General features: G+C 71.9%; 16 protein-coding genes. 4 read left to right on the plus strand and 12 right to left on the minus strand.

Features of this window, described 5'->3' with window-relative positions; genetic code table 11:
- Window positions 1–28: 28 nt before the first annotated feature.
- Together IH25_RS0117715 and IH25_RS0117720 are read right to left on the minus strand one after the other, a co-directional pair.
- Complete coding sequence (locus tag IH25_RS0117715; protein ID WP_245172808.1) at window positions 29–1,540, minus strand: hypothetical protein; 1,512 nt, start codon at window positions 1,538–1,540, stop codon at window positions 29–31.
- 152 nt (window positions 1,541–1,692) lie between these two features.
- Window positions 1,693–6,639 (minus strand): NAD-glutamate dehydrogenase, encoded by a 4,947-nt coding sequence (locus tag IH25_RS0117720; protein WP_030610671.1) that lies wholly within the window; start codon window positions 6,637–6,639, stop codon window positions 1,693–1,695.
- A 619-nt stretch (window positions 6,640–7,258) separates the two neighbouring features.
- Between IH25_RS0117720 and IH25_RS0117725 the strand changes: the two genes are divergently transcribed.
- Complete coding sequence (locus tag IH25_RS0117725) at window positions 7,259–7,825, plus strand: DJ-1/PfpI family protein (RefSeq protein WP_030610674.1); 567 nt, start codon at window positions 7,259–7,261, stop codon at window positions 7,823–7,825.
- A gap of 28 nt (window positions 7,826–7,853) precedes the next feature.
- On the opposite strand, the gene IH25_RS0117730 is transcribed toward IH25_RS0117725, so the two are convergent.
- Window positions 7,854–8,531: an HAD family hydrolase gene (locus IH25_RS0117730; RefSeq protein ID WP_030610677.1), complete on the minus strand. Its 678-nt coding sequence runs from the start codon at window positions 8,529–8,531 to the stop codon at window positions 7,854–7,856.
- A 48-nt stretch (window positions 8,532–8,579) separates the two neighbouring features.
- Window positions 8,580–9,092, minus strand: coding sequence for a DUF6912 family protein (locus IH25_RS0117735; RefSeq protein ID WP_030610680.1), 513 nt, complete (start codon window positions 9,090–9,092; stop codon window positions 8,580–8,582).
- 329 nt (window positions 9,093–9,421) lie between these two features.
- Here IH25_RS0117735 and IH25_RS0117740 point away from each other — a divergent pair, with 329 nt between their 5' ends.
- Complete coding sequence (locus IH25_RS0117740) at window positions 9,422–9,901, plus strand: Rv3235 family protein (RefSeq protein WP_030610683.1); 480 nt, start codon at window positions 9,422–9,424, stop codon at window positions 9,899–9,901.
- A gap of 112 nt (window positions 9,902–10,013) precedes the next feature.
- Here the strand turns inward: IH25_RS0117740 and secA are convergent, their stop codons facing one another.
- Complete coding sequence (gene secA, locus IH25_RS0117745; protein ID WP_030610686.1) at window positions 10,014–12,827, minus strand: preprotein translocase subunit SecA; 2,814 nt, start codon at window positions 12,825–12,827, stop codon at window positions 10,014–10,016.
- A gap of 252 nt (window positions 12,828–13,079) precedes the next feature.
- On the opposite strand from secA, the gene IH25_RS0117750 reads away from it, so the two are divergent.
- Window positions 13,080–13,649 carry a GNAT family N-acetyltransferase gene (locus IH25_RS0117750; RefSeq protein ID WP_030610689.1) on the plus strand — a complete coding sequence of 190 codons (570 nt, stop codon included), beginning with the start codon at window positions 13,080–13,082 and terminating at the stop codon, window positions 13,647–13,649.
- Between the two features lie 78 nt (window positions 13,650–13,727).
- Window positions 13,728–14,903, plus strand: coding sequence for a winged helix-turn-helix domain-containing protein (locus tag IH25_RS0117755; RefSeq protein WP_030610692.1), 1,176 nt, complete (start codon window positions 13,728–13,730; stop codon window positions 14,901–14,903).
- Window positions 14,904–14,906: 3 nt separating this feature from the next.
- Here IH25_RS0117755 and IH25_RS0117760 read toward each other — a convergent pair whose 3' ends face one another.
- From IH25_RS0117760 to mtnA, 7 genes are all read right to left on the minus strand, one after another.
- Window positions 14,907–15,653 carry a response regulator gene (locus tag IH25_RS0117760; protein WP_030610694.1) on the minus strand — a complete coding sequence of 249 codons (747 nt, stop codon included), beginning with the start codon at window positions 15,651–15,653 and terminating at the stop codon, window positions 14,907–14,909.
- Between the two features lie 203 nt (window positions 15,654–15,856).
- Window positions 15,857–16,549 carry a ribosome hibernation-promoting factor, HPF/YfiA family gene (gene hpf / locus IH25_RS0117765; RefSeq protein ID WP_387872698.1) on the minus strand — a complete coding sequence of 231 codons (693 nt, stop codon included), beginning with the start codon at window positions 16,547–16,549 and terminating at the stop codon, window positions 15,857–15,859.
- Window positions 16,550–16,861: 312 nt separating this feature from the next.
- Complete coding sequence (locus IH25_RS0117770; protein ID WP_037655130.1) at window positions 16,862–17,782, minus strand: ComF family protein; 921 nt, start codon at window positions 17,780–17,782, stop codon at window positions 16,862–16,864.
- A gap of 110 nt (window positions 17,783–17,892) precedes the next feature.
- On the minus strand, window positions 17,893–19,725 hold the full coding sequence (locus tag IH25_RS0117775; protein WP_030610702.1) for an LpqB family beta-propeller domain-containing protein: 1,833 nt from the start codon (window positions 19,723–19,725) through the stop codon (window positions 17,893–17,895).
- On the minus strand, window positions 19,715–21,871 hold the full coding sequence (mtrB, locus tag IH25_RS0117780) for an MtrAB system histidine kinase MtrB (RefSeq protein WP_030610706.1): 2,157 nt from the start codon (window positions 21,869–21,871) through the stop codon (window positions 19,715–19,717). Before mtrB ends, IH25_RS0117775 begins: the two co-directional genes overlap by 11 nt.
- A 1-nt stretch (window position 21,872) precedes the next feature.
- Entirely contained in the window at window positions 21,873–22,562 is a 690-nt protein-coding gene (gene mtrA / locus IH25_RS0117785) for a two-component system response regulator MtrA (RefSeq protein WP_187279108.1), read from the minus strand.
- Window positions 22,563–22,801: 239 nt separating this feature from the next.
- Window positions 22,802–23,947, minus strand: a complete 1,146-nt coding sequence (gene mtnA, locus IH25_RS0117790; protein ID WP_030610708.1) for an S-methyl-5-thioribose-1-phosphate isomerase — start codon at window positions 23,945–23,947, stop codon at window positions 22,802–22,804.
- Window positions 23,948–23,979: the final 32 nt, after the last annotated feature.

Here is a 23,979-nt window from a genome sequence, read left to right on the forward strand (position 1 = left end):
GCGGGGCGCTTCCGCGGCCGGTCCCGGTTCAGGGCGCCACTCGGTACAGCACCTGTCCCCGGGGCCCCACGGCCGTCTTGTGGAGCCACGGGGCGGGGGCGCCCCCGACCACCCAGCGCGCCCCGTACGCGCGCAGGATCGCCCGCCGCTCCCCGTCCCCGGTCCCCGCCGCGAAGTACCGTTTCATCGCCGCCTCCCGCCGGTCCGCGTCCGGCAGGAACACGTCCGGGTAGCCGGGCGCCACGGTGTACGGCCCGTACGCGGGGATCTGCCGGGCCGGGAACCGGCGGGCCATCACCACGTCGCCGTAGCGCACCCCGGCCCGTACGATCCACTGGTACCCCGCCCAGGGCTCCCGGTACTTCGCCGCGACCGCCCCGGGCAGCGCGTCCCGGCGCACCACGTACCCGAGCGTCCCGGCCTGCGTCCACGCCCCCGCCACCAGCGCGACGAGCAGCACGCACGCCCACCCCCGGCGCAGTACCCACCGCCCCGCCGACACCGCCTGGAGCGCGGCGGCGAGCTGGGCCGGGATCAGCGCGGCGGGCAGGGCGCGGCCCCAGGAGTAGTGGCCGGTCAGCCCGCCCGCCGCCACCATCAGGACGCCGAGGGCGAAGAACAGGGCCAGCGGGTCCCGGCGGTCCCGGCGCAGCCGGAACCCCAGCGCCACCACCCCGAGCAGTACGTACCCGAACCGCCCGGCCAGGTCCCGGTACAGCGACCGGTGGACCGCCTCCAGGTCCCCGCCGGCGGAGAACAACGCGAAGAAGTCGTAGTACGGCCACAGCCACAGCACCAGCAGCCCGGGGAGCAGCCCGGTGCCGAGCCGGAGCAGGGCCGCGCGCGCCGGGCGGGCCCCGGCCACCATGGCCAGTCCGCCCAGCGTCGCCACCACCCCGGTGAACTGGTGGCACAGCAGGATCACCGCCCACAGCACCCCGAGCCCGGCCCCCGCGCCCCACCCGATCGGTCCGCGCGCCGCCCGGGTCAGCCATGCCCAGAAGTGGAAGGTGAGCCCGAGCGCGCACACGCTGGGGTACGACACCGTCAGGGCCAGTGAGTTCAGGCCCAGGAAGCCGCTCCAGGAGAACAGCGCCGGGCCCCACAGGAACAGCAGGCTCAGCAGGGCCAGGGCGGGGGCGGCCCGGTGTGCGGTCAGGGTGCGGACGTAGCGGTGCACGCCCGTCACCAGCAGCGCCAGTCCGGCGAGCGCGCCCAGCCGCAGGACCACGAAGACCGACAGGCCGGTCAGCTTGGCGACGATGCCGAGCAGCAGCGTCCACGGCGAGTAGTACGGGCTCGGGGTGTCGGCGTCGATCAGCGGGTTGCCGGGGTGCAGCAGGCCGTGCCGCAGCCGCTCCACCGTGGCCGCGTGCATGCCCAGGTCGCCCGCCCACGGCAGCCGGACGACGACCAGGAGCAGCAGCACCAGCACCAGCGCGGCGACGCCCTGCGCCGAGATCCGGCCGGCGCGGGCCACCGGGTGGCGCGGCGCCGCCGTACGCTGCTCCGGTGCGGTGTCGGATGTCGTGGTGTGCATGATCCACCGACCCTACCGCCGACCGCGCCCCCGCCACCCGAACGGACGAAAGACGCCCGGACGGAAGACGCCCGGACGCACGACAAGCGCCCGGACGCGCGAAAGGCGCCCGGGGCCGCCGCGGGCCCGGGCGCCTTGTCCCGCCGTGGGGACTACGAGTGCGTGCGCAGCAGCGTCCGCATCGTGCGCATCGCCACCGACAGGTTGGCGAGGTCGAACGAGTCCGAGCCGCGAATCTCGTCCAGCGTGGTGCGGGCCCGGCTCAGCAGCGCCGCGTTCTTCTCCTCCCACGCCTCGAACCGCTGCTCCGGCGTCGAGGTGCCGTTGCCCACCGCGAGGATGTCCGCGGTGAGGGCCGCGTGCGCCGCGTACAGGTCCTCGCGGATGGAGGCGCGGGCCATCGACTGCCAGCGGTCGGTGCGGGGCAGCTCGATGATGCGGTCCATGAGCTGGGTGATGTCCAGCCGGTCGGCGAGGTCGTAGTACACCTCGGCGACGTCCAGCGGCTCCTTGCCCATGCGGTCGGCCACCGACACGATGTCGAGCGCCGGGAAGGCGGAGGAGAAGCCGGCCACGCGGGTCGCCAGCTCGTCCGGGACGCCGGCCTCGGACAGCTCGTCGTACACGTGCTGGTACCACTCCAGGTCCGCGCCGCGCAGCAGCTTCGGCAGCTCCTGCCAGACCCGCTCGACCCGGTCGGCGAAGAACTCCACCGTCTCGGCGAGCTGGACCGGCTGCGGCCGGTTGTTCAGCAGCCAGCGCGTGCCCCGCTCGACCAGGCGGCGCGAGTGCAGCCGGATGCGGGTCTGCACGGCCGCGTCGACCTTGTTGTCCAGTGCCTCGACGGCGTCCCACACCGGTGCCGCGCAGAAGATCACCCGGGCCGCGGTCTGGGCCCGGACGATCTCCTCCAGGGAGGCGCCGGTCTCCTCGCGCAGCCGGTGCAGATACGTCGTACCGCCCGTGTTGACCGTGTCGTTGACCAGCACGGTGGTGGTGATCTCGCGGCGCAGCGGGTGGTGGTCGATGGCGTCGGCGAACCGCTCGCGCAGGGCCGTCGGGAAGTAGGCGTGCAGCAGACCGCGCAGGTACGGGTCGTCCGGCAGCGAGGTGTGCAGCAGCTCCTCGGCCACCGTGATCTTGGTGTACGCCAGGACGACGGCCGTCTCCGGGCCGGTCAGGCCCTGGCTCTGGGCGAGCCGCTCGCGGATCTGCCGGTCGGTCGGCAGGAACTCCAGCGCCCGGTCCAGGTGGCCCTCGCGCACCAGGTGGCGGATGAACCGCTGCTGGGCGTGGAGCATGTCCTTGGCCTGGGACAGGGCGTTGGCCAGGGCGGTGTTCTGCGCGTAGTTGTTGCGCAGGACCAGCGCGCCGACCTCGTCGGTCATCTCGGCGAGCAGCTTGTTGCGCTGCTTTACGGTCATGTCGCCGTCCGCGACCAGGCCGTTCAGCAGGATCTTGATGTTCACCTCGTGGTCGGAGGTGTCCACGCCGGCGCTGTTGTCGATCGCGTCGGTGTTGATCTTGCCGCCGAGCCGGGCGAACTCGATCCGGCCGAGCTGGGTCAGGCCCAGGTTGCCGCCCTCGCCGACGACCTTGGCCCGCAGGTCCTGGCCGTCCACGCGGATGGCGTCGTTGGCCTTGTCGCCGACGTCGGCGTGGGACTCCGTCGACGCCTTGACGTACGTGCCGATGCCGCCGTTCCACAGCAGGTCCACCGGGGCCTTGAGGATGGTCCGCATCAGGTCGGCCGGGGTCATCTTGGCGACCTTGCCGTCGATGCCGAGGGCCTCGCGGATGTGGCTGTTGAGCGGGATCGACTTGGCGGTGCGCGGGAAGACGCCGCCGCCCGCCGACAGCAGGCTCGTGTCGTAGTCGGCCCAGCTGGAGCGGGGCAGCTCGAACAGGCGGCGGCGCTCGGCGTAGGAGGTGGCCGCGTCCGGGTTCGGGTCGATGAAGATGTGCCGGTGGTCGAAGGCGGCGACCAGGCGGATGTGCTCCGACAGCAGCATGCCGTTGCCGAACACGTCACCGGACATGTCACCGATGCCGACGACCGTGAAGTCCTCGGTCTGCGTGTCCACGCCCAGCTCGCGGAAGTGCCGCTTGACGGACTCCCAGGCGCCGCGCGCGGTGATGCCCATGCCCTTGTGGTCGTAGCCGGCCGAGCCGCCGGAGGCGAAGGCGTCCCCGAGCCAGAAGTCGTAGCTGTTGGCGACGTCGTTGGCGATGTCGGAGAAGGTCGCGGTGCCCTTGTCGGCGGCGACCACCAGGTAGGTGTCGTCGCCGTCGTGCCGGACCACGTCCCTGGGCGGCACGACCTCGCCGGCCACCATGTTGTCGGTGATGTCGAGCAGCGCCGAGATGAACGTCTTGTAGCTGGCGATGCCCTCGGCCAGCCAGGCGTCGCGGTCCACGCCCGGGTCGGGCAGCTGCTTGGCGACGAAGCCGCCCTTGGCGCCCACCGGCACGATCACGGTGTTCTTCACCATCTGCGCCTTGACCAGGCCGAGGATCTCCGTACGGAAGTCCTCGCGCCGGTCCGACCAGCGCAGACCGCCGCGCGCGACCTTGCCGAAGCGCAGGTGCACGCCCTCCACCCGCGGCGAGTACACCCAGATCTCGAACGCCGGGCGCGGCGCGGGCAGGTCCGGGATGGCCCGCGGGTCGAACTTCATGGAGACGTAGTCGTGCGGCTCGCCGCCCGGCGACTCCTGGAAGAAGTTCGTGCGCAGGGTCGCCTTGATGACGGTCAGGAACGACCGCAGGATGCGGTCCTCGTCCAGGCTGGCCACCTGCTCCAGGGCCGCGTCCAGCTCCTCCAGCAGGGCGTCGGTGATCTCCACGCCGGCCTGCTGCCGCTCCGGGGACATCCGGGCCTCGAACAGGGAGACCAGGAGCCGGGTGGTGTGGACGTTGTTGCGGAGGGTGTCCTCCATGTAGTCCTGCGAGAAGGTGGAGCCGGCCTGCCGCAGGTACTTGGCGTAGGCGCGCAGCACCATCGCCTGCCGCCAGGTCAGCCCGGCGCTGAGCACGAGGGCGTTGAAGCCGTCGTTCTCGGCCTTGCCGGTCCAGGTCGCGGCGAACGCCTCCTGGAACCGCTCGCGGCCGTCGTCGCCCAGGTAGTCGCCGTTGCCGCCGCCGAGCGACTTCGGCATGCGCAGGCCGAAGTCGTAGATCCAGGCGGTGGTGCGGTCGGCGCAGCGCATCTCGTACGGCCGCTCGTCGGTGACCTCGACGCCGAGCCGGCTCAGCACCGGCAGCACCTTGGACAGCGAGACCGTGCCGCCCTTCTGGTAGATCTTGAACCGGCGCTCGTCGGGCGCGGCGCCCACCGGCTCGTACAGGCTCAGCGAGAAGTCCTTCTCCTCGCTCAGCCGCTCCAGGTGGACCAGGTCGGCGACGGCCGCGCGCGGGCTGTGGTCGGCCTTGTAGCCCTCCGGGAAGGCGTGGTTGTAGCGGCGCAGCACCTCGGCCGCGCGCTCCTCGCCGCACTCGGCGGTCAGCGCCTCGGCGAACGCGTCGGCCCAGGAGCGGGCCGCCTCGACCAGGCGGGTCTCGATGCGCTCCTTGTCGGCGTCCGACAGCTCGGGCAGCTCGGTGCCCTGCGGGACGCGGACCACGAAGTGCAGCCGGGACAGGATCGACTCGGTGTTCCAGGCGGTGAAGTCGACGCTGGTGCCGCCCAGCTCCTCCTTGAGGATGTCGATGATCCGCAGGCGCACGCCGGTGGTGTAGCGGTCGCGCGGGAGGTAGACGAGGGCCGAGTAGTAGCGGCCGTACTCGTCCTGGCGCAGGTACAGCCGCAGCCGGCGGCGCTCCTGGAGGTACAGCACGCTGGTGACGATGGCCTGGAGCTCGGCGACCGGCGTCTGGAACAGCTCGTCGCGCGGGTAGGTCTCCATGATCTGGAGCAGGTCGCGGCCGTCGTGGCTGTGCGGCGAGAAACCGGCCCGGGCCAGCACCTCGTCCACCTTGCGGCGGATCACCGGCACCCGGCGCACGGACTCGGTGTAGGCGGCGGAGGAGAACAGGCCGAGGAAGCGGCGCTCGCCGACGACGTTGCCGTCCGCGTCGAACTTCTTGACGCCGATGTAGTCCAGGTACGACGGCCGGTGCACGGTGGCCCGGCTGTTGGCCTTGGTCAGCACCAGCAGCTTGTGCTCGCGGGCCTTGGCGCGGGCGTCGGCCGGGAGCCGCTCGAAGGAGGGGCTGACCGGGTGCTGGTCCTCCTTGGCGTGGTGCGGGTCCGAACGCAGTATGCCAAGACCGGTGCCGGGCACGGCGGCGAGCGTGTCGTCGTCGCGCAGCTGGTACTCGCGGTAGCCGAGGAAGGTGAAGTGGTCCGCGGCCAGCCAGTGCAGCAGCTCGCGGGCCTCCGCGACCTCGGGGCGGGGCAGGTCGGCGGGGGCGGGCTCGCCCTCCAGGCCGTCGGCGATCCGGATCGCCGATTCCCGCATCTTCTCCCAGTCCTCGACGGCCTCGCGCACGTCGGACAGCACGCGCAGCAGGTCGGCCGCGATCTGCTTCAGGTCGGCGCGGTCGGTCTCCCGGTCGATCTCGACGTGGATCCAGGACTCGACGTGCGCGTCGTGCGGGAGGTCGTCGCCGACGGGCGGGGTCGGCAGCACCTCGATCAGCTTGCCGGTCAGGTCCCGGCGGACCACGAACTGCGGGTGGATGACGACGTGGATGCCCCGCCCCTGCCGGGTCAGCTCGTTGGTGACCGAGTCCACGAGGAAGGGCATGTCGTCGGTGACGACCTCCACGACGGTGTGGCTGCACGTCCACCCGTTCTCTTCCACGGTCGGGGTGTGCACCCGCACGTTGGCGGTGCCCTGCGGGCGGTTCTCGGCGAGCCGGTAGTGCGAGACCGCGGCACCGAAGACGTCGACCGGGTCGCGGTCGGCGAGGTCTTCCGGGGCGGTGTGCAGGTAGTAGCGCTGGAGGAACGCGAGCACGGATTCGCTGTCCGGGGTGCCGGGGGTGCCCTCGCTCGTCGTCCCGGTCGGTAGGTGCCCCCCGACCGGGCTGTTCTCAGCTACCCGGGCGGCCCTCTCGAGCAGCTCGGCCTTGGCTTCGTCCAGCTTGGTCTGCATTGTCCTCTGGCTCCTGTCGCGCGCCGTTGCGTGACGTAGAAGGAAGTTCTGTCTCTTCCCTTGCGACACAACGCCACGTCCCGGGGTGTCCGGTCACTGTCGACGGTATGCCGCGAGGTGAGATGAGCGGGGAGAATTCGGCCAATTTCATGACGCCGGCCGAGTGTGACGCTGCTCTCGGCACCGTCGTGATCCGGACCGTCCTCGGCGCCCCGGGGGCATCGGCGCCCCCGTCCCGCCCGCGAAGACCAGCGACCGCCGCCCGGTCACGGAGACGAGCCGTGCAACCCGGGCGCAGGGCGGGAGCAGGATCGCCCCCGCGGGATATCGCGCTGATCACGCCACAAGGCTATCGCTCTTGCCCGGGGGCGCGTCATGAGCCGCTTGTGTACAAAACCGAGTGGTGAAGTTTGACGTTCTGCACAGCGGTGGGGGCGCGGCGGGTGACGTATCCGGCCACCGGCGCGCGCCGGTGGCCGCCGGGTCATCCGGTCGCGTCCCCGCAACCGCCGACGCACTCTGAAAAGCGCCGGGTCCTCTTGGCAAGCGCGCCCGGCGGGGGCAGGGTGCCAGAGTCCGCCACGGGTCCCACCCCCACGCACGTCTGCGAGGAGCCGACATGCCCACCAAGATCCTCATCGTCACCGGCGACGCGGCGGAGTCCCTGGAGGTGTTCTACCCCTACCAGAGGCTGCGCGAGGAAGGCTACGAGGTCCATATCGCGGCCCCCTCCCGCAAGACGCTCCGCTTCGTCGTCCACGACTTCGAACCCGGCTACGACACCTACACCGAGAAGCCCGGCTACACCTGGCCCGCCGACCTCGCGTTCGCCGAGGTCGACCCCGGGGAGTACGCGGCCCTGGTGATCCCCGGCGGCCGGGCGCCCGAGTACCTGCGCAACGACGCCGAACTGCGCAAGATCCTCAAGGCGTTCTTCGACGCGGACAAGCCCGTCGCCCAGATCTGCCACGGCCCGCTGCTCACCGCCGCGGTCGACTCCCTGCGGGGCCGCCGGGTGACGGCCTACCCGGCCCTGGAACCGGACATGCAGGCGGCCGGCGCGGACTTCCAGGACACCGAGGCAGTGGTCGACGGCACCCTGGTCTCCTCCCGCGCCTGGCCGGACCACCCGGCGTGGATGCGGGAGTTCCTGAAGGTGCTGCGGGCGGTCGCGCCGACCGAGTAGGACAGCGCCTGTCCGGCGAACGCCCCGGTCACCCCGCCTGCGCCGCTATCCTCCGCGCCTCCGCGACCGCCTCGGTCAGCGAATCCACCACCGGCACCCCGGCCCCCGCCAGACTCGCCCGGCTGTGCGAACCGCCGCTGTACAGCACGGCCCGCGCCCCCACGTGCCGCGCCGCGACAGCGTCGTCCGCCGCGTCCCCGATCACCACGGTCCGCTCCGGCTCGGCCACCCCCGCCAGCGCCTTCAGGTGCCGCACCATGTGCTCGGCCTTGCTGCCGCCGGACGGCCCGGTACGCCCGTCGATCCGTACGAAGTGCGGCTCGATGCCGAAGCCCCGCACCACCGGCACCAGCTCCTCGTGCCCGTACATGCTCAGCAGCGACTGGCTGTGCCCGTCCGACCGCCACCCTGCGAGCAGTTCCTCGGCCCCCTCGGTCAGCCCGCACCGCACCCGGTGCTCGGCGTAGTACCGGTGGAAGGTGCCGTCCATCAGCTCCCACTCGGCGTCGCTCGGCAGCCGGCCGAGCAGCCGCTCGTAGAACTTCGGCACCGGTACGCAGTACAGCGAGCGGTACTGCTCCAGTGTGACCGGCGCGAGTCCCAGCTCGGCGAAGGCGGCGTTCGTCGCCCCGATGATCGCGTCATTGTCGTGGAAGAGGGTCCCGTTCCAGTCCCAGACGATGTGCGCGCTCTTGTACGTCCCCATGCCCCAGACCGTACCCGCCGCCACTGACAATCGGGGCGTCCGACCAGGTCAGCCCTGTCCGACGAGGTTGGGGATCTCCTGCGTGGCGTACCACAGCAGTTCGTGGTCGTCCGCCCCGTCCACGACGAACCGGGCATCGTCGTCCCCGCCGTCCGCGGCCGGGAGCGCCCGCGCCGCCGCGGCCACGTCCCCTTCCGCGTCCTCGGCGTCGACGTGCACGGAGGCCGCCTTGGCCAGCGGCACCGACACCGTCACGGTCACCTGGCCGAGGGCGGCGGGTTCGAGCCCGCGGTCCGGGTCGACGCTCGCCGCGCGGTCGGGCACGTCCACCGCGACCACGACCCGGCGCCGTACCGCGTCCGGGTCCGCCGCCAGCAGCCGCAGGGAGGCCAGCGCGGCCCGGCCGAGCGCCGCGTACTCCAGCTCCTCGATGTCCTCGGAGAGGTACCACTCGCGCAGCGCGGGCGTGACGGCGTACGCGACGAAGGGGCCGCTCCCCAGCTCACCCGTCCTGTGCGCCTCGGCGAGAGCGGGGAGGGTCAGGGGGACGTAGACGCGCATACTGGCCGCTCTTTCCTGGTCGAAGGCTCCGCTGGGGCCCCGGGGAGAGCGGCTGGCGCGTCTCCTCAAGGAGCCTTCAGGATACGTGCGCCCGTCCCCTTTCGAGCCCCTGCCCACCCCGGCCCACACGTCAGCTTCGGGCCGCCGGTTCACCCTCTCCGGCCGCTTGTCCACGGGGCTCAGGAGCCCCTTCTCACCCTGATAGGTGAACTTCCCCGGCCCCCGCCCCGCGGTCGTCCCCTGCTTGCCCGCGCCGTCCGCACCCCGTACAAGATCCACACCACTTGTTACCGCCCGGTACACCCCGGGCCGGCCGAACGGGGTCCCCCATGAACAAGGTCATGAGCCGTACCGTCCCGCCCCGCCCGCGGCACCGCCCGCCGACCCGCCGCGACACCCGCCGCCCCGGCGGAGCACCGCCCCGCACGGCAGGCCGCCCGGCTGCCACCCGCGCCCAGAGCCCGCGCACGGCCCCGGAGGCGGCCGTACGGCAGCCCCGTCCCACCGACCTCTTCGCGGACCGCCTGCTCGCCGTCCTGAGCGGGCAGCGGCCCGTCCACTGGATGCTCCGCCACACGGCGGGCCGCGCCTACGACGACCTGGCCCGCCTGGCCGAACGCGGCCCCCTGCGCGCCCGCGGCATGCGCCCGGTCGTCCAGGACATCGGCTACTACGTCGCCGGCGAGGGCGCGCTGGAGGTCTTCGCCCGGGTCGCCACCGGCGACCGGCTGCGCGCCATGGCCTTCCGCCTGGAACGCGGCGAAGACCTCCGCTGGCGCTGCACCGCGGTGGAGACAGGTCCCGCCTGATCCCAGCCCCCGCCCGTCGCGGGCCCGCAGCGACGCCAAGGGCCGGGTCCCCGTGGGGAACCCGGCCCTGGTGCACCGCCGGCCCGCTCAGGCGCCGGCGTCGCCTTCCGCGCTACTTCTTACGACGCCGGCCGCCCTTGGCCTGCCGCCGCCGCTCCGCCCGGGTCAGCCCGTCCGACTCGGACCGCACCGGCTCCTCGTCCTCCAGGTCCCGCTCCACGATGCCGCCCTCGCCGTCCACCGTCGGCGCGGAGAAGTGCAGCTCCCGGCGCTGCGGAACGTCCAGCCCCTTCGCACGGATCTCGGGACGGGCACTCGCCTGCGCCGGCACCGTGTCCTGCGCGCCCTCGCCGGCGGGCTGGGCCTGCGCCTCGACCGGGACCTCCTCGACCTGCTGCTCGACCTGGACCTCCAGGTTGAACAGGTAGCCGACGGACTCCTCCTTGATGCCGTCCATCATCGCGGTGAACATGTCGAAGCCCTCGCGCTGGTACTCGACCAGCGGGTCCTTCTGGGCCATCGCGCGCAGGCCGATGCCCTCCTGGAGGTAGTCCATCTCGTAGAGGTGCTCGCGCCACTTGCGGTCCAGGACCGACAGCACGACCCGGCGCTCCAGCTCACGCATGATCTCGGAGCCGAGCTGCGCCTCGCGGGCCTCGTACTGCTCGTGGATGTCCTCCTTGATGGACTCGATGATGAACTCGGCGGTCAGACCGGCCCGGTCGCCGGCCGCCTCCTCCAGTTCCTCGATCGTGACCTTCACCGGGTACAGCTGCCGGAAGGCGCCCCACAGCCGGTCCAGGTCCCAGTCCTCGGGGAAGCCCTCGGAGGTCTCCGCGGTGACGTACGCCTCGATCGTGTCGTCCATGAAGTGCCGGATCTGCTCGTGCAGGTCCTCGCCCTCCAGGACGCGGCGGCGCTCGCCGTAGATGACCTCGCGCTGCCGGTTGAGCACCTCGTCGTACTTCAGGACGTTCTTACGGGTCTCGAAGTTCTGCGTCTCGACCTGTGCCTGCGCGGACGCGATCGCGCGGGTGACCATCTTGTTCTCGATCGGCACGTCGTCCGGCACGTTGGCCATGGACATCACGCGCTCGACCATCTGGGCCTTGAACAGGCGCATCAGGTCGTCGCCCAGCGAGAGGTAGAAGCGGGACTCGCCCGGGTCGCCCTGACGGCCGGAACGGCCGCGCAGCTGGTTGTCGATGCGCCGCGACTCGTGCCGCTCGGTGCCGAGGACGTAGAGGCCGCCGAGCGCCTCCACCTCCTCCTTCTCCGCCTTGACGGCCTGCTCGGCCTTCTCCAGGGCGGCGGGCAGGGCCGCGGCCCACTCCTCGATGTGCTCCTCGGGGTCGAGGCCGCGCTGGCGCAGCTCCGCCTCGGCGAGGTCCTCGGGGTTGCCGCCGAGCTTGATGTCCGTACCACGGCCGGCCATGTTGGTGGCCACCGTCACCGCGCCCTTGCGGCCCGCCTGCGCCACGATCTGCGCCTCGCGCTCGTGGTGCTTGGCGTTCAGCACCTCGTGCTGGATGCCGCGCTTGCTGAGCTGCTGCGAGAGGTACTCCGACTTCTCGACGGAGGTCGTGCCGACCAGGATCGGCTGGCCCTTCTCGTGCTTCTCGGCGATGTCGTCCACGACCGCCTCGAACTTGGCCACCTCGGTGCGGTAGATCAGGTCCGACTGGTCCTTGCGGACCATCGGCCTGTTGGTCGGGATCGGGACCACGCCGAGCTTGTAGATCTGGTGGAACTCGGCGGCCTCGGTCATCGCCGTACCGGTCATGCCGGAGAGCTTGTTGTAGAGGCGGAAGAAGTTCTGCAGGGTGATCGTGGCGAGCGTCTGGTTCTCGTCCTTGATCTCCACCCCTTCCTTCGCCTCGATCGCCTGGTGCATGCCCTCGTTGTAGCGGCGGCCGGCGAGGATACGGCCGGTGTGCTCGTCGACGATCATGACCTCGCCGTCGATGACGACGTAGTCCTTGTCGCGCTTGAACAGCTCCTTGGCCTTGATGGCGTTGTTCAGATAACCCACGAGCGGGGTGTTCACCGACTCGTAGAGGTTGTCGATGCCCAGCCAGTCCTCGACCTTGGCGACACCGGACTCGTGGATGGCGACCGTGCGCTTCTTCTCGTCGACGTCGTAGTCGCCGGTCTCCTCGACGCCCTTGAGCGGGTTGCCGGCCTCGCCGCGCTTGAGGCGGGTGACCAGCTTGGCGAAGTCGCCGTACCACTTGGTGGCCTGGTCGGCCGGGCCGGAGATGATCAGCGGCGTACGGGCCTCGTCGATGAGGATGGAGTCGACCTCGTCCACGATGGCGAAGTTGTGGCCGCGCTGCACCAGCTCGTCCTTCGACCACGCCATGTTGTCGCGCAGGTAGTCGAAGCCGAACTCGTTGTTCGTGCCGTAGGTGATGTCGCACGCGTACTGCTCGCGGCGCTGGGCCGGGGTCATGCTGGCGAGGATGCAGCCGACCTCCAGGCCCAGGAACTTGTGGACGCGGCCCATCATCTCGGAGTCGCGCTCGGCCAGGTAGTCGTTGACGGTGACGATGTGGACGCCGTCGCCGGACAGGGCGTTCAGATAGGCGGGCAGGGTGCCGACGAGGGTCTTGCCCTCACCGGTCTTCATCTCGGCGACATAGCCGAGGTGGAGCGCGGCACCGCCCATCATCTGGACGTCGTAGTGACGCTGGCCGAGGACGCGCTTGGCGGCCTCGCGGACCGTGGCGAACGCCTCGGGGAGCAGGTCGTCCAGGCTCTCACCGTCGGCGTACCGCTGCTTGTACTCATCGGTGAGGGCGCGCAGCTCGGCGTCGGAGAGGTCGACGAAGTCCTCTTCGATGGAGTTGACCTGGTCCGCGATGCGGTGCAGCTTGCGCAGGATCTTGCCTTCGCCTGCACGCATGATCTTCGAGAGGACGGACACGGGGGCTGGTCTCCTTGCCGGTCGGGCCTGGGACGGTCGGTTTTCCTTCTGACTACTGAGCAACGGCCATCGTATGCGAGGACCCGGCCGTGCCGGGAGGCCTGGCGACCCGACGGCTGCTTCATCCAGGACAACGGACGGGGTGACCGGATGGTGCCGCTGCGGCGCGAGGAATTACGCGAATTGTGATCACGCGCTCACGCAGCGCGGAAATCCGTGGCGCCGGCCCGGTGCCCCGCGCAGAATCGGGCGATGGAACACGTCACGCTCACCACGGACCGTCTCGTGCTGCGCCCGGTCGGCCCCGAGGACACCGCCGCGGTGTACGCCGCCGCGCAGGACCCCGGCATCCAGCGCTGGACGACGGTTCCCTCGCCCTATCTGCCCGAGCACGCGGCCGGCTTCACCGAGCAGATCGTCCCCGACGGCTGGGCGCAGGGCTCGATGTTCACCTTCGGCGTGTTCGTCGGCGGCGGAGAGCTGGCCGGCATGCTCGCCCTGACAACGCGCTCGCCGGGCACGGCCGAGATCGGTTTCTGGGCGGCCAGGGAGCACCGCGGCCGGGGCTACGTCGTGGAGGCCACGCTCGCCGCCTGCCGCTGGGCCTTCACCGAGAAGGGCGTGGACCGGGTCGAGTGGCGGGCCGAGGTCGGCAACCACGCCTCCCGCGCGGTGGCCGAACGCGCGGGCTTCACCGTCGAGGGCGTGCTGCGCTCCGGTGTCACCAACAAGGGGGTGCGCCGGGACTGCTGGGTCGGCTCGCTGCTCCCCTCGGACCTGGGTCTGCCGTCCACCGCCCCGTACCTGCCCGCGCGTACCTGAGGCCCCTTCCCTCCCGGGCCCGGGGCGAACGCGCTGGTCGTCGCGGACTGTCGGTGCCACCCTCTATCGTCACGGGGCATGACGACCCTTCCGCGTCCCACCACCACGCTCACCGCGGACGACGCCCGCCGGATAGTCCTGCGGGCCCAGGGCCTGCTCGGCGCGCCCGACCGGCGCGCGGGGGTCCGCGGGGTGCTGCGCCGGCTCGGCGCGGTCCAGCTCGACACCATCTCGGTCCTGGCCCGTTCCCATGAACTCGTGCCGTACGCCCGGCTGGGCGCGGTCGGCCGGCGGACGGTGGAGGCCGCGTACTGGACGGACACCCACGCGTTCGAGTACTGGTCGCACGCCGCCTGCCTGCTGCCCATCGAGGAGTGGCCCTACTTCGCCTTCCGCCGCCGCGCCTACCGCGACCGCCCGCACTGGCACCACGAACTCCCCGACGGCGTCTACGACCAGGTGGTCAAGCAGCTGCGCGCGGAGGGCCCGCTGACCGCCACGGAGCTGGGCGGCGCGAAGAAGACGAACGACTGGTGGGACTGGTCGGGCACGAAGGTCGCCGTGGAGCGGGCGCTGATGTACGGCGAGGTGGTCTGCGTGGAGCGGCGCGGCTGGAAGCGGGTGTACGACCTCGCCGAGCGCGCGGTCCCGGCCGCGCTGCTGCACGACGAGCCGGACGACACCGAGTGCCTGCGCCGTCTGGTGCGGCTGGCGGGGGAGGCGCTCGGCGTGGGCACGCGCGCGGACATCGCCGACTACCACCGGCTCAAGGGCGAGCAGGTCGACTCGGTGATCGCGGACTCGGGTCTGGTGCCGGTGGAGGTGGAGGGCTGGGCCAAGCCGGCGTGGGCCGACCCGGCGGCCCTGGCGGCACCGCCGCGCGGCCGGCACCGCACCACGCTGCTCTCCCCCTTCGACTCCCTGATCTGGGAGCGGGCGCGCACGGAGCGGATCTTCGGCTTCACCCACCGGCTGGAGGCGTACGTGCCCAAGCCCAAGCGGGTGCACGGGTACTTCGCGATGCCGGTGCTCGCCGGCGGCCGGCTGGTCGGGCGGGTCGACCCGGCGCGCCAGGGCCGCACGCTGGTGGCCAGGCAGGTCACCCTGGACGGCCCGAAGGCGGTCCCGGCGGTGGCCCGGGCCCTGGCCGAGGCGGCGTCCTGGGTGGACTGCACCGACGTCCGCGTCGAGCGCATGGACCCGCCGGAGCTGCGCGAGCCCCTCACCAGGGAACTCGCCGTGCTCCTCGGATAGGCGCTAGCGGATCTCCAGGATCTTCTCCCGCATCGCGTAGACCACGGCCTCCATCCTGGAGTGCAGCTGGAGCTTCTCCAGGATGTTGCGCACGTGGTTCTTCACGGTGTTCTCGGAGATGAACAACTCCTTGGCGATGTCCCGGTTGTTCATGCCCGTGGCGACGAGTTTGAGGACCTCCAGCTCCCGGTCGGTGAGCCGGGGCGCGGGCACCAGCCGGCGCTCGTCGGTGCGCTGGATCATCGACTTGAACTCGGTGAGGAGTTTGGACGCCATCGACGGGCTGATCTGCGACTGGCCGTCGGCCACCGCGCGAATGGCGGTGGCCACCTCGTCGGTCGAGATCTCCTTGAGGAGATATCCGGTCGCGCCCGCCTTGATCGCGTCGTAGAGGTCGGCCTCCTCGTCGCTGATCGTCAGCATGATGATCTTCGCGCTGGGGGCCACCTCCTTGATGGAGGTGCAGGCCTCGATCCCGCCGCGCCTGGGCATGCGGACGTCCATCAGGATGATGTCGGGCAGCAGGTCGGCGGCCTTGTCGACGGCCTCGGCGCCGTCGCCCGCCTCGCCGACGACCTGGATGTCCTCCTCGGCCGCGAGCACGATCTCCAGGCCGCGCCGGAAGAGGGCGTGGTCGTCCACGACCAGGACTCTGATCGGCTCCTTGCGCGGCGCGTCCGCGCCCGGGTCCCTGCCGATGACAGCGTCGTCGGCGTCCCCGTCCCGCATCGGTCCGAAGGTGTCCGCCATCGTTCCTCCCCCTGAAGGCTGTGGCCTGTGGTCCTGTGCCATCGCCAACCCAAGGCAACGGCCCACCGGTTGGGCCGGTGCGACCATGATTTCATGCCCGGGCGACACCGAGGTGACGTGCGGGGCGCGAAGTGGTCGCACGCCGGTGCCCCTGGGGGCGCACGCTCGCTCCAGGGGCACCGGCTCAGCTTCAGCCGGGTGGGTCAGCCGCCCAGCGTGCCCCCCGCCGTGGGGGTCTGCGCCTCGGCGACCATCGGGTCCGTGCTGAGGTGGATCACGCCGTAGTCGTAGGCGTGCCGCCGGTAGACGACGCTCGGTTCCTTCGTCTCGGAGTCGACGAACAAGTAGAAGTCGTGGCCGACCAGCTCCATCTCGTAGAGGGCTTGGTCGAGGGTCATCGGGGCGGCGACGTGGGTCTTCTCGCGGACGACGAGGGGGCCTTCGCCCTTGATCTCGAGAGAGCCGATCTTCTTGGTCGGCACACCGTCGGACTCCTCCTCCGAGACCGGCAGGCCGTTGCTGTTCAGCGTCGCCGCGCCCGGGACGTGGTCGGGGACCTCCGCCGCCGAGATCCGGCGCGCGCCTCGGCGTGAGAACCGCTTGTCGTGCTGCTTGCGCAGCCGCGCGTCCAGCTTCTCCGCCGCCAGGTCGAGAGCGGCGTAGGGGTCGCTGGCCGCCGCCTCCGCCCGGATCACCGGACCGCGGGAGCGGAGCGTGATCTCCACTCGGTCACAGCGGTCGGCCTGTCGGGGGTTGGGCTCCTTGGACACCTCGACGTCGAGGCTGATCACCTTGGCATCGAGCCTCTGGATCTTCTCCAGCTTCAGCTTCTCGGCCACGTGCTTGCGGAACCGCTCGGGCACCTCGGTCTTGCGGCCCTTGACGACGATGTCCACGCAGAACTCCGTTCCCGGATCGCTCCGCTCCATCGGCGGAGCGTCTCCCTTTCGCACCAGGTCCGGTGATCACCGGACCTCGGACTCGGTGACTTCCACCTCCTCCTCCCCCATGGGCGGGATCTCCACCCCACCGGCGCGGGTGATTGCGGAAAGCCGCGCACGGCATTCGGATATGCGAGGTGTGTGGCCTGCGCCTTTCCTCACAACCGAACATATCTCGCCCGGAGCGATGGCGTCACCCTCTCTGTCGCCGCACCTCCGTTCAGGTGAATTGAACCTCTCACTACCTGCAACGATGCACGTTGACGATCAGTTCCTGGCTATTTCCAGGGAATCGGCGGGAGCGGCGATCACGGCGGCACGCGGCATCCGCGCGCGGGCGTTCGGCACCGCCTTTTCCGGTGCACCGTGCACCGACTCCGTCCTCTCCTGCTCTTCACTGATCCGTCGTTCCTCCCTACCTTCCCGGGTTATGGCCCGATACACGGCCGTTCCGCCATTGGCGCCGGACACCACGGTCTCCCGCAGGGCACGCGCCGCCTCCGCGAGACTGGCGCCCGTCGTCATGAGGTCGTCGACGAGCACGACGCGCCGGCCGTCGCCGAGCAGCCGGCCGCCTCCCGCGGTCACCTCCAGCGCCCCGGCGAGGTTCGCCAGACGGCCCGGCGCGTCCAGCCCCGTCTGGTCGGCGACGGCCCGCCGCTGCCGCAGCACCGCCGCCACCCGGGCCGGCGTCCCGGTGCGCCGCAGTTCCCGCGCCGCCGCGAGCGCCATCCGCCGCACCGGATCGTGCCCCCGCGCCCGCACCGCCCACCGCGCGGAGGGCACGGGAACCAGCAGCAGCGGTTCCCGCCAGGGCTGCCCCGCCGGCCCGGCACCGGCGCCTCCGGCCCCGCCGAGACCGCCCACACCGAGGCCGCTCGCTTCCTCGGTACCGGACCCGAGGCCCGCCCGCACGGCCCGCGCCAGCGCCACGCCCAGCGCTGCCGCGAGAGCCAGCGCGCCCCGCTCCTTGTGGGCCAGCAGCAGTGCGCGCACCTCCGCCGCGTAGGGAGCCACCGCGTGCACCACCGGCAGCCCGGCCGGCTCCGGCACCGGCCGTGCCCGCCGTGGCACACCCCCGTCCAGCGTGGCCCGGCAGCGCGGGCACAGCGCCGTACGAGGTGCCCCGCAACCCGCGCAGTCGGCCGGCAGCACCAGGTCGGTGAGGTCCTGCCACCACCCCCGCATGACCACCACTGTGCCCGCGCCGCCGCCGGCCCGCCACCCCTGTGGACAACCACCTGTGGATAACCGGGGAAACGCGGAGATACCCAGGAAAGCCGCAGGTCAGCGTGGTATCAGCCCGGATAGACCGGCGCCGAACCGTCCTTGTCGACCTTCTGCCACTGCGCCCCGGACGGCAGCCGGACGATCCCGTCCTCCGAGTAGGCCACCAGCGGCACCCGCTCGTCCTCGGACGCGGCGATCGCCTTGACGCTGGTGAGCGCGCCCGGGGCGGGGCCGTCCAGCGTGGAACCGTCGGCCTGGACGTACCGCATCTGCTGCACGCCCCCCTGTTCCTGGCCGACGACGAGCAGCCTGCTGTCCCCGGCCCAGGAGATGGCGCTGACCAGCTCCAGGTCCGGCGTCGCCGAGCGCAGCCCGTCCACCGAGATGCCCTGCCCGGTGCCGCCGTCGCGCTGGATCCGGCCGATGAGCAGGGACTGCTTGCCGTCCTTGGCCACGACCAGCGCGATCCGTGCCCCGTCGGCGGCCACCCGCGCGTCCGTGATCCGGCCCGGAAGCCCGGGCACGGCGACGGACACCGCTTCCTTCTCGCCCTCCTCCAGGACGTACAGGCGGGGCCGGCGCGGGTCGCCGTCGGCCACCCACAGGTCGCCGTGGGCGTCCCAGCTCGGCGTGGTCAGCCGCTCGTCGGGAGTGGGTCCGTCGCTGGTCACCAGCGGCTCGCCGAACGCACCGCCCGACGCCAGCGAGGCCACGTACAGCGAACCGCCCCCGTCGGCGACCCCGGCCGCGGTGTGCTCGTCCCGCGACACGGCCACCGACCGCAGCTCCTTGCCGCCCTCGCCGAGCGGACCCGGCACCGGAACGGAGCCCGTGCCGGTGCTTCCGGTCGGCATCCGCACCACCCGGTGCCTGCCGTCGATGAAGTACATGTACTCGGGACGCTTGGACGCCCCGTGCCAGGCGGTCGACTCGGCGCGCTCCTCGGTCAGCTCGCACAGCCGGTCGTCACCGGCCCCGCGCAGCTCGACGGATTCCAGCGTCGGCGCCAGGTTCCGCAGGGTGAACAGCAGCTGCGTCGCCATCTCGGTGCACTTGCCCGTCGCCACCTGGGACGACTTGAGGTTCAGCGGCACGGTCAGCTTGTTCTGGTCGTCCGGCGCCAGCCCGGAGGCGTTCTTGCGCAGCGCCGTACCGGTCGGGAAGCTCGACCTGACCACCGGCCCGAGCCAGGTGGTGGGCCCCTTCAGCAGCGACCGGACCAGCTGTGTCATCGGGTCGACCTTGCCGCGCACGAACACCGGATCGGCGACCGCCACCGGCTGCCCGCCCGCCCCGACCGCCGTGTCCGAGGCGAAGTAGTACTTGTCGACGGACGTGTAGTTGCGCTGGAAGTCCGACTTGCCCATGACGACGCCGTCCGGCAGCCCGTCGATGCGCCACTGCCCGCTCTTGGGGTTCTTCGTCAGGTGCAGCTTCTCGCGGTAGGGGCCGCCGGCGGGCTGGTAGGCCTGCTGCGCGTCGACCGTGGCGACCCGGGTGCCGGTCAGCACACAGGTGACGCTGTTGGTCTCCTCCCGGCCGCCCGGGCTGCAGTCGGTCTCGATGCTCGGCCCGTTCGCCAGGACGGTGGTCGACCGCTCCGGCCGCCAACGGCCCGCCGCCTCCGCCGACAGGTACTTGCGCGCCGTGTCGTACTCCGGGTCGTCGCTGGTCAGCGCCTCCAGGAAGCCCTGCATGATCTCGCCCGGACCGGCACCGTCGGCCGGCGGCATGGCGAACACCCGTACCGCGGTGTCCTGCCGCGGCGTCGACTCCACATCCCGCAGGTCCCCGCTGTCGGGCATCGAGGCACACCCCGCCAGCAGTACGACACCCAAGGCGGCGCACGCCACCGCACGCCCCGGCCGCCGCCGTGCGCCCCCCACGCGGTCAGCGACCACGGAATGCCTCCCCTGACTGCGTCGAGTCCTGCGGCGCGGCGGCGTCCGGCCGGTTCCCTCCCGCGCCCGGCGCGCCCGGCGCGTCCGGCGCATGCGGCGCATGCGGCGCGTCCGGCGCAGGGCGCGCGGCGGGACCGTCACCGGGACGCCGTACGCCACCGGTGGGCCGGGGCACCACGCGCGCGCCGTTGCCCTTGCCCGGCAGGGCGGTCGGATCCGTGGCCGCCGTGCCGCTGGTCAGCCGCGGGGCGATCGGCGCCCGCGGGGGCAGCGCGGGCACCTGCGCGCCGGTCTGCTGCACCGGTACGGTCGCCCGTTTCTCCTCGTCGGCGCGCGGCTCACCGCCGTCGTCGAGGCCCCGGTTGCGGCGCGAGTCCTTCGGCTCCAGCGGTATCGGCGAGCCCCGCAGCGGCTCGTCCGCGGTCCTCGGCAGCGTCAGCCTGAACTGGGAGCCGCCACCGGGCTCACCCCAGGCCTGCAGCCAGCCGCCGTGCAACCGCGCGTCCTCCAGGGCGATCGACAGCCCGAGTCCGGTGCCGCCGGTGGTACGCGCGCGTGCCGGGTCGGCCCGCCAGAAGCGGCTGAAGACCCGGGTCGCCTCGCCGGGCTTCAGACCGACGCCGTAGTCCCGTACGGCGACGGCCACCGCTCCGCCCGCGGCGGCGAGCTTGACGACGACGTCCTTGCCCTCGCCGTGCTCCACCGCGTTGACGACGAGGTTGCGCAGGACGCGCTCCACGCGCCGGGCGTCCGCCTCGGCGACGACGGGCTGCTGATCACCGACCACCCGTATGCGCGTGCCCTTGCGCTCGGCGAGCGGCTCGGCACCGCTGACCACCCGCCGGACGACCTCCCTGAGGTCTATCGGCTCGGCCTCCAGCGCGGCGGCGCCGGCGTCGAACCGGCTGATCTCCAGCAGGTCCGCGAGCAGCGACTCGAACCGGTCCAGCTGGTCGGCGAGCAGCTCGGCCGACCGCGCGGTCACCGGATCGAAGTCCTCGCGCGCCTCGTGGATGACATCGGCGGCCATCCGGACGGTGGTCAACGGGGTGCGCAGCTCGTGCGAGACGTCGGAGACGAACCGCCGCTGCATCCGCGACAGGTCCTCCAGCTGCTGGATCTTGACCTGGAGGTTCTGCGCCATCTTGTTGAAGGCCTCGCCCAGGCGGGCGATGTCGTCCTCGCCGGTGACCTTCATCCGCTCCTGCAGCCGCCCGGCGGACAGCCGCTCCGCGATCCCGGCCGCCATCCGCACCGGCGTGACCACCTGCCGCACCACCAGCCAGGCGATGGCGCCGAGCAGGACGACGACGAACAGCCCCGCCGTGGCCAGGGTGCCCTTGACCAGGCTCAGGGACTTCTCCTCCTGCGTGAGCGGGAAGAGGTAGTACAGCTCGTACGGGCGGCCGTTCGGGTCGTTGACCTGCTTGCCGATGGCCAGCCCGGGCTGCGACTCCTTGCCGCCGAAGTAGACGATCCGTGTGTTGCTCTGCACGGCCGTCGTACCGCTGTTGACCCGCTCGCGCAGCTCGGCGGGCACGCTGGAGGTCGGGTTCACATTCCCGGAGCCGCGCGGGCTGCGTCCGCCGCCGCTGTCGTCGCCGACGGGCAGCGTCACCACGTCGAAGGCGCCCGCGCCACCGCTGGACAGCGACTCCACGAGGTCGCTCATCCACTGGATGACGTTCTGCGACTGCCGTCCGTCCGCGGTCGCCGTACCGTCACCGGTCCCGGCCGCCCCGCCGGCGCCCGTGCCGCTCACCGCCTCGTCGGCCTTCTGCTTGGCCACCGCGAACCCGCCCGTGGCCTGGCTCTGCGACGCCTTCACCTTGGCATCCAGCAGGCCGTTGCGCACCTGCCCGATCACGACGAAGCCCAGCAGCAGGACGACGCCCAGCGACATCACCAGGGTCGTCGCGACGACCCGGAGCTGGATGTTGCGCCGCCACAGCCGCATCACGGGCAGCAGCGGACGGCGCACCCAGCGCAGGAACAGCCGCAGGACCGGGCTGCCCTGCACCCCGCCGTGCGGCAGCCCGCCCTCGAACAGCTTCCTCAGGCGCGCACCCACCGCCGTCCGGCCGACAGGCCGCCCCGGACGGGTCCCGGGCCCGCCGGGAACCGAAGCGGCACTGTCCCCGGACATGTCAGCTCGGTCCGGCCTTGTAACCGACACCACGGACGGTCACCACGATCTCCGGCCGCTCCGGGTCCTTCTCGACCTTGGAGCGCAGCCGCTGGACATGCACGTTGACGAGCCGCGTGTCGGCGGCGTGGCGGTAGCCCCACACCTGCTCCAGCAGCACCTCACGGGTGAACACCTGCCACGGCTTGCGCGCGAGCGCCACCAGCAGGTCGAACTCCAGCGGGGTCAGCGCTATCGACTGCCCGTCCCGCTTCACCGAGTGCCCGGCGACATCGATGACCAGGTCACCGATGGTGAGCTGCTCGGGCGCCGGCTCCTCCGACCTGCGCAGCCTGGCCCGGATCCGGGCCACCAGCTCCTTGGGCTTGAACGGCTTGACGATGTAGTCATCGGCACCCGATTCCAGGCCCACCACCACATCCACGGTGTCGCTCTTGGCCGTGAGCATCACGATCGGCACGCCGGACTCCGCCCGGATCAGCCGGCACACCTCGATACCGTCCCGTCCGGGCAGCATCAGGTCGAGCAGCACCAGATCGGGCTTGCTCTCACGGAAAGCGGCCAGCGCCTTGTCGCCGTCGGCTACGAAAGACGGCTCAAAACCTTCACCACGCAGCACGATCCCGAGCATCTCGGCCAGTGCGGTGTCGTCGTCGACGACAAGGACTCGTCCCTTCATAAACGACATCATCCCATTCTCGTAACGGTGACCGGGGCGCTGGTGAGGCAGGTCACTGGCCCGTGACCATAGTCGTACCGGGCCGTCACTGTCTGCCCCTGTCCGTCAGCGTTGATGTCAGCGGTAGATGTCAGATCCGGTTACGTAATTGGTCGGACCCGTGGTCGGACAGAGAACGGGCACACCGACCGGGGGCACCGATGTCACACAAGGGGCCGTCGCTGTGCCCCCGGCCGTCGGCCACGGCCCGATCAGGCCGGGTCCGCCGTGCGGCGTGACCGGGCGCAGAGCCCGGCGAGGGACTCCGCGGTCACCGGGGAAACGGCTCCCTCCTCGGTGACGATGGCCGTCACCAGCTCGGGCGGCGTCACGTCGAACGCCGGGTTGTACGCCTGCGTCCCCAGCGGCGCCACCGGTATCCCGCCTGCCGCACCGGCCGCAGCCACCTGGGGTGCCACGATCTCGGTCACCTCGAAGCCGGGCCGCTGCTCGACCTCGATGGACGCCCCGTCGGGAGTGTCCGGGTCGATCGTCGTCACCGGAGCCACCACGATGAACGGCACATGGTGGTACCGGGCGAGCACAGCCAGCGGATAGCTGCCGACCTTGTTCGCCACCGAACCGTCGGCCGCGATCCGGTCCGCCCCGATCAGCACCGCGTCCACCTCTCCCGCCGCGAACAGCGAACCCGCCGCGTTGTCGGTGAGCAGCGTGTACGGCATGCCGCTGCGGGCCGCTTCGTACGCCGTCAGACGCGCCCCCTGCAACAGCGGCCGCGTCTCGTCCACCCACAGCCGCCGCAGCCGCCCCGCCCGGTGCGCGGCGAGCGCCACCGCGAACGCCGTGCCCTCCCCGCCCGACACCAGCGAACCGGTGTTGCAGTGGGTCAGGATCCGGTGCCCGCCGGCCGGCAGCAGTTCGTCCAGCAGCGTCAGCCCGTGGGCCGCCATCCGGGCGCTGGCCTCGGCGTCCTCCTGGTGCAGCGCCCGCGCCGCCGCCAGTGCCGCAACGGCGGCCGCGGTCGGGTCACCGGTGCGGGCCAGCACCGCCTGGTACGCGGACTCGGCCCGGCGCACCCCGACGGACAGGTTCACCGCGGTGGGCCTGGCCCCTTCCAGGGCCCGCGCCGCCTCGGGCACGTCGAAGCCACGCGCGGCGGCGAGCGCGACCCCGTACGCCCCCGCGATCCCGAGCAGCGGCGCCCCGCGCACGGCGAGCGAGCGGATCGCCTCCACCAGCGCCGACGCGTCCGTACACACCAACTCGACCTCTTCGGCCGGGAGCCTCGTCTGATCGAGAAGGACCAGTACGGGACCCTCTGGTGGTTCCTCCCATCGGATCGCCGGTATCTCGGTCGGCCGCATGTCCCCGCCGGTTCGCGCCTGCTGATCAGCCATGCCGTCAGTCTGCCCCGGATCCGGCGGACAAT

It is taken from the genome of Streptomyces achromogenes subsp. achromogenes (genome assembly GCF_000720835.1).
Taxonomy (GTDB): Bacteria; Actinomycetota; Actinomycetes; order Streptomycetales; family Streptomycetaceae; genus Streptomyces; species Streptomyces achromogenes.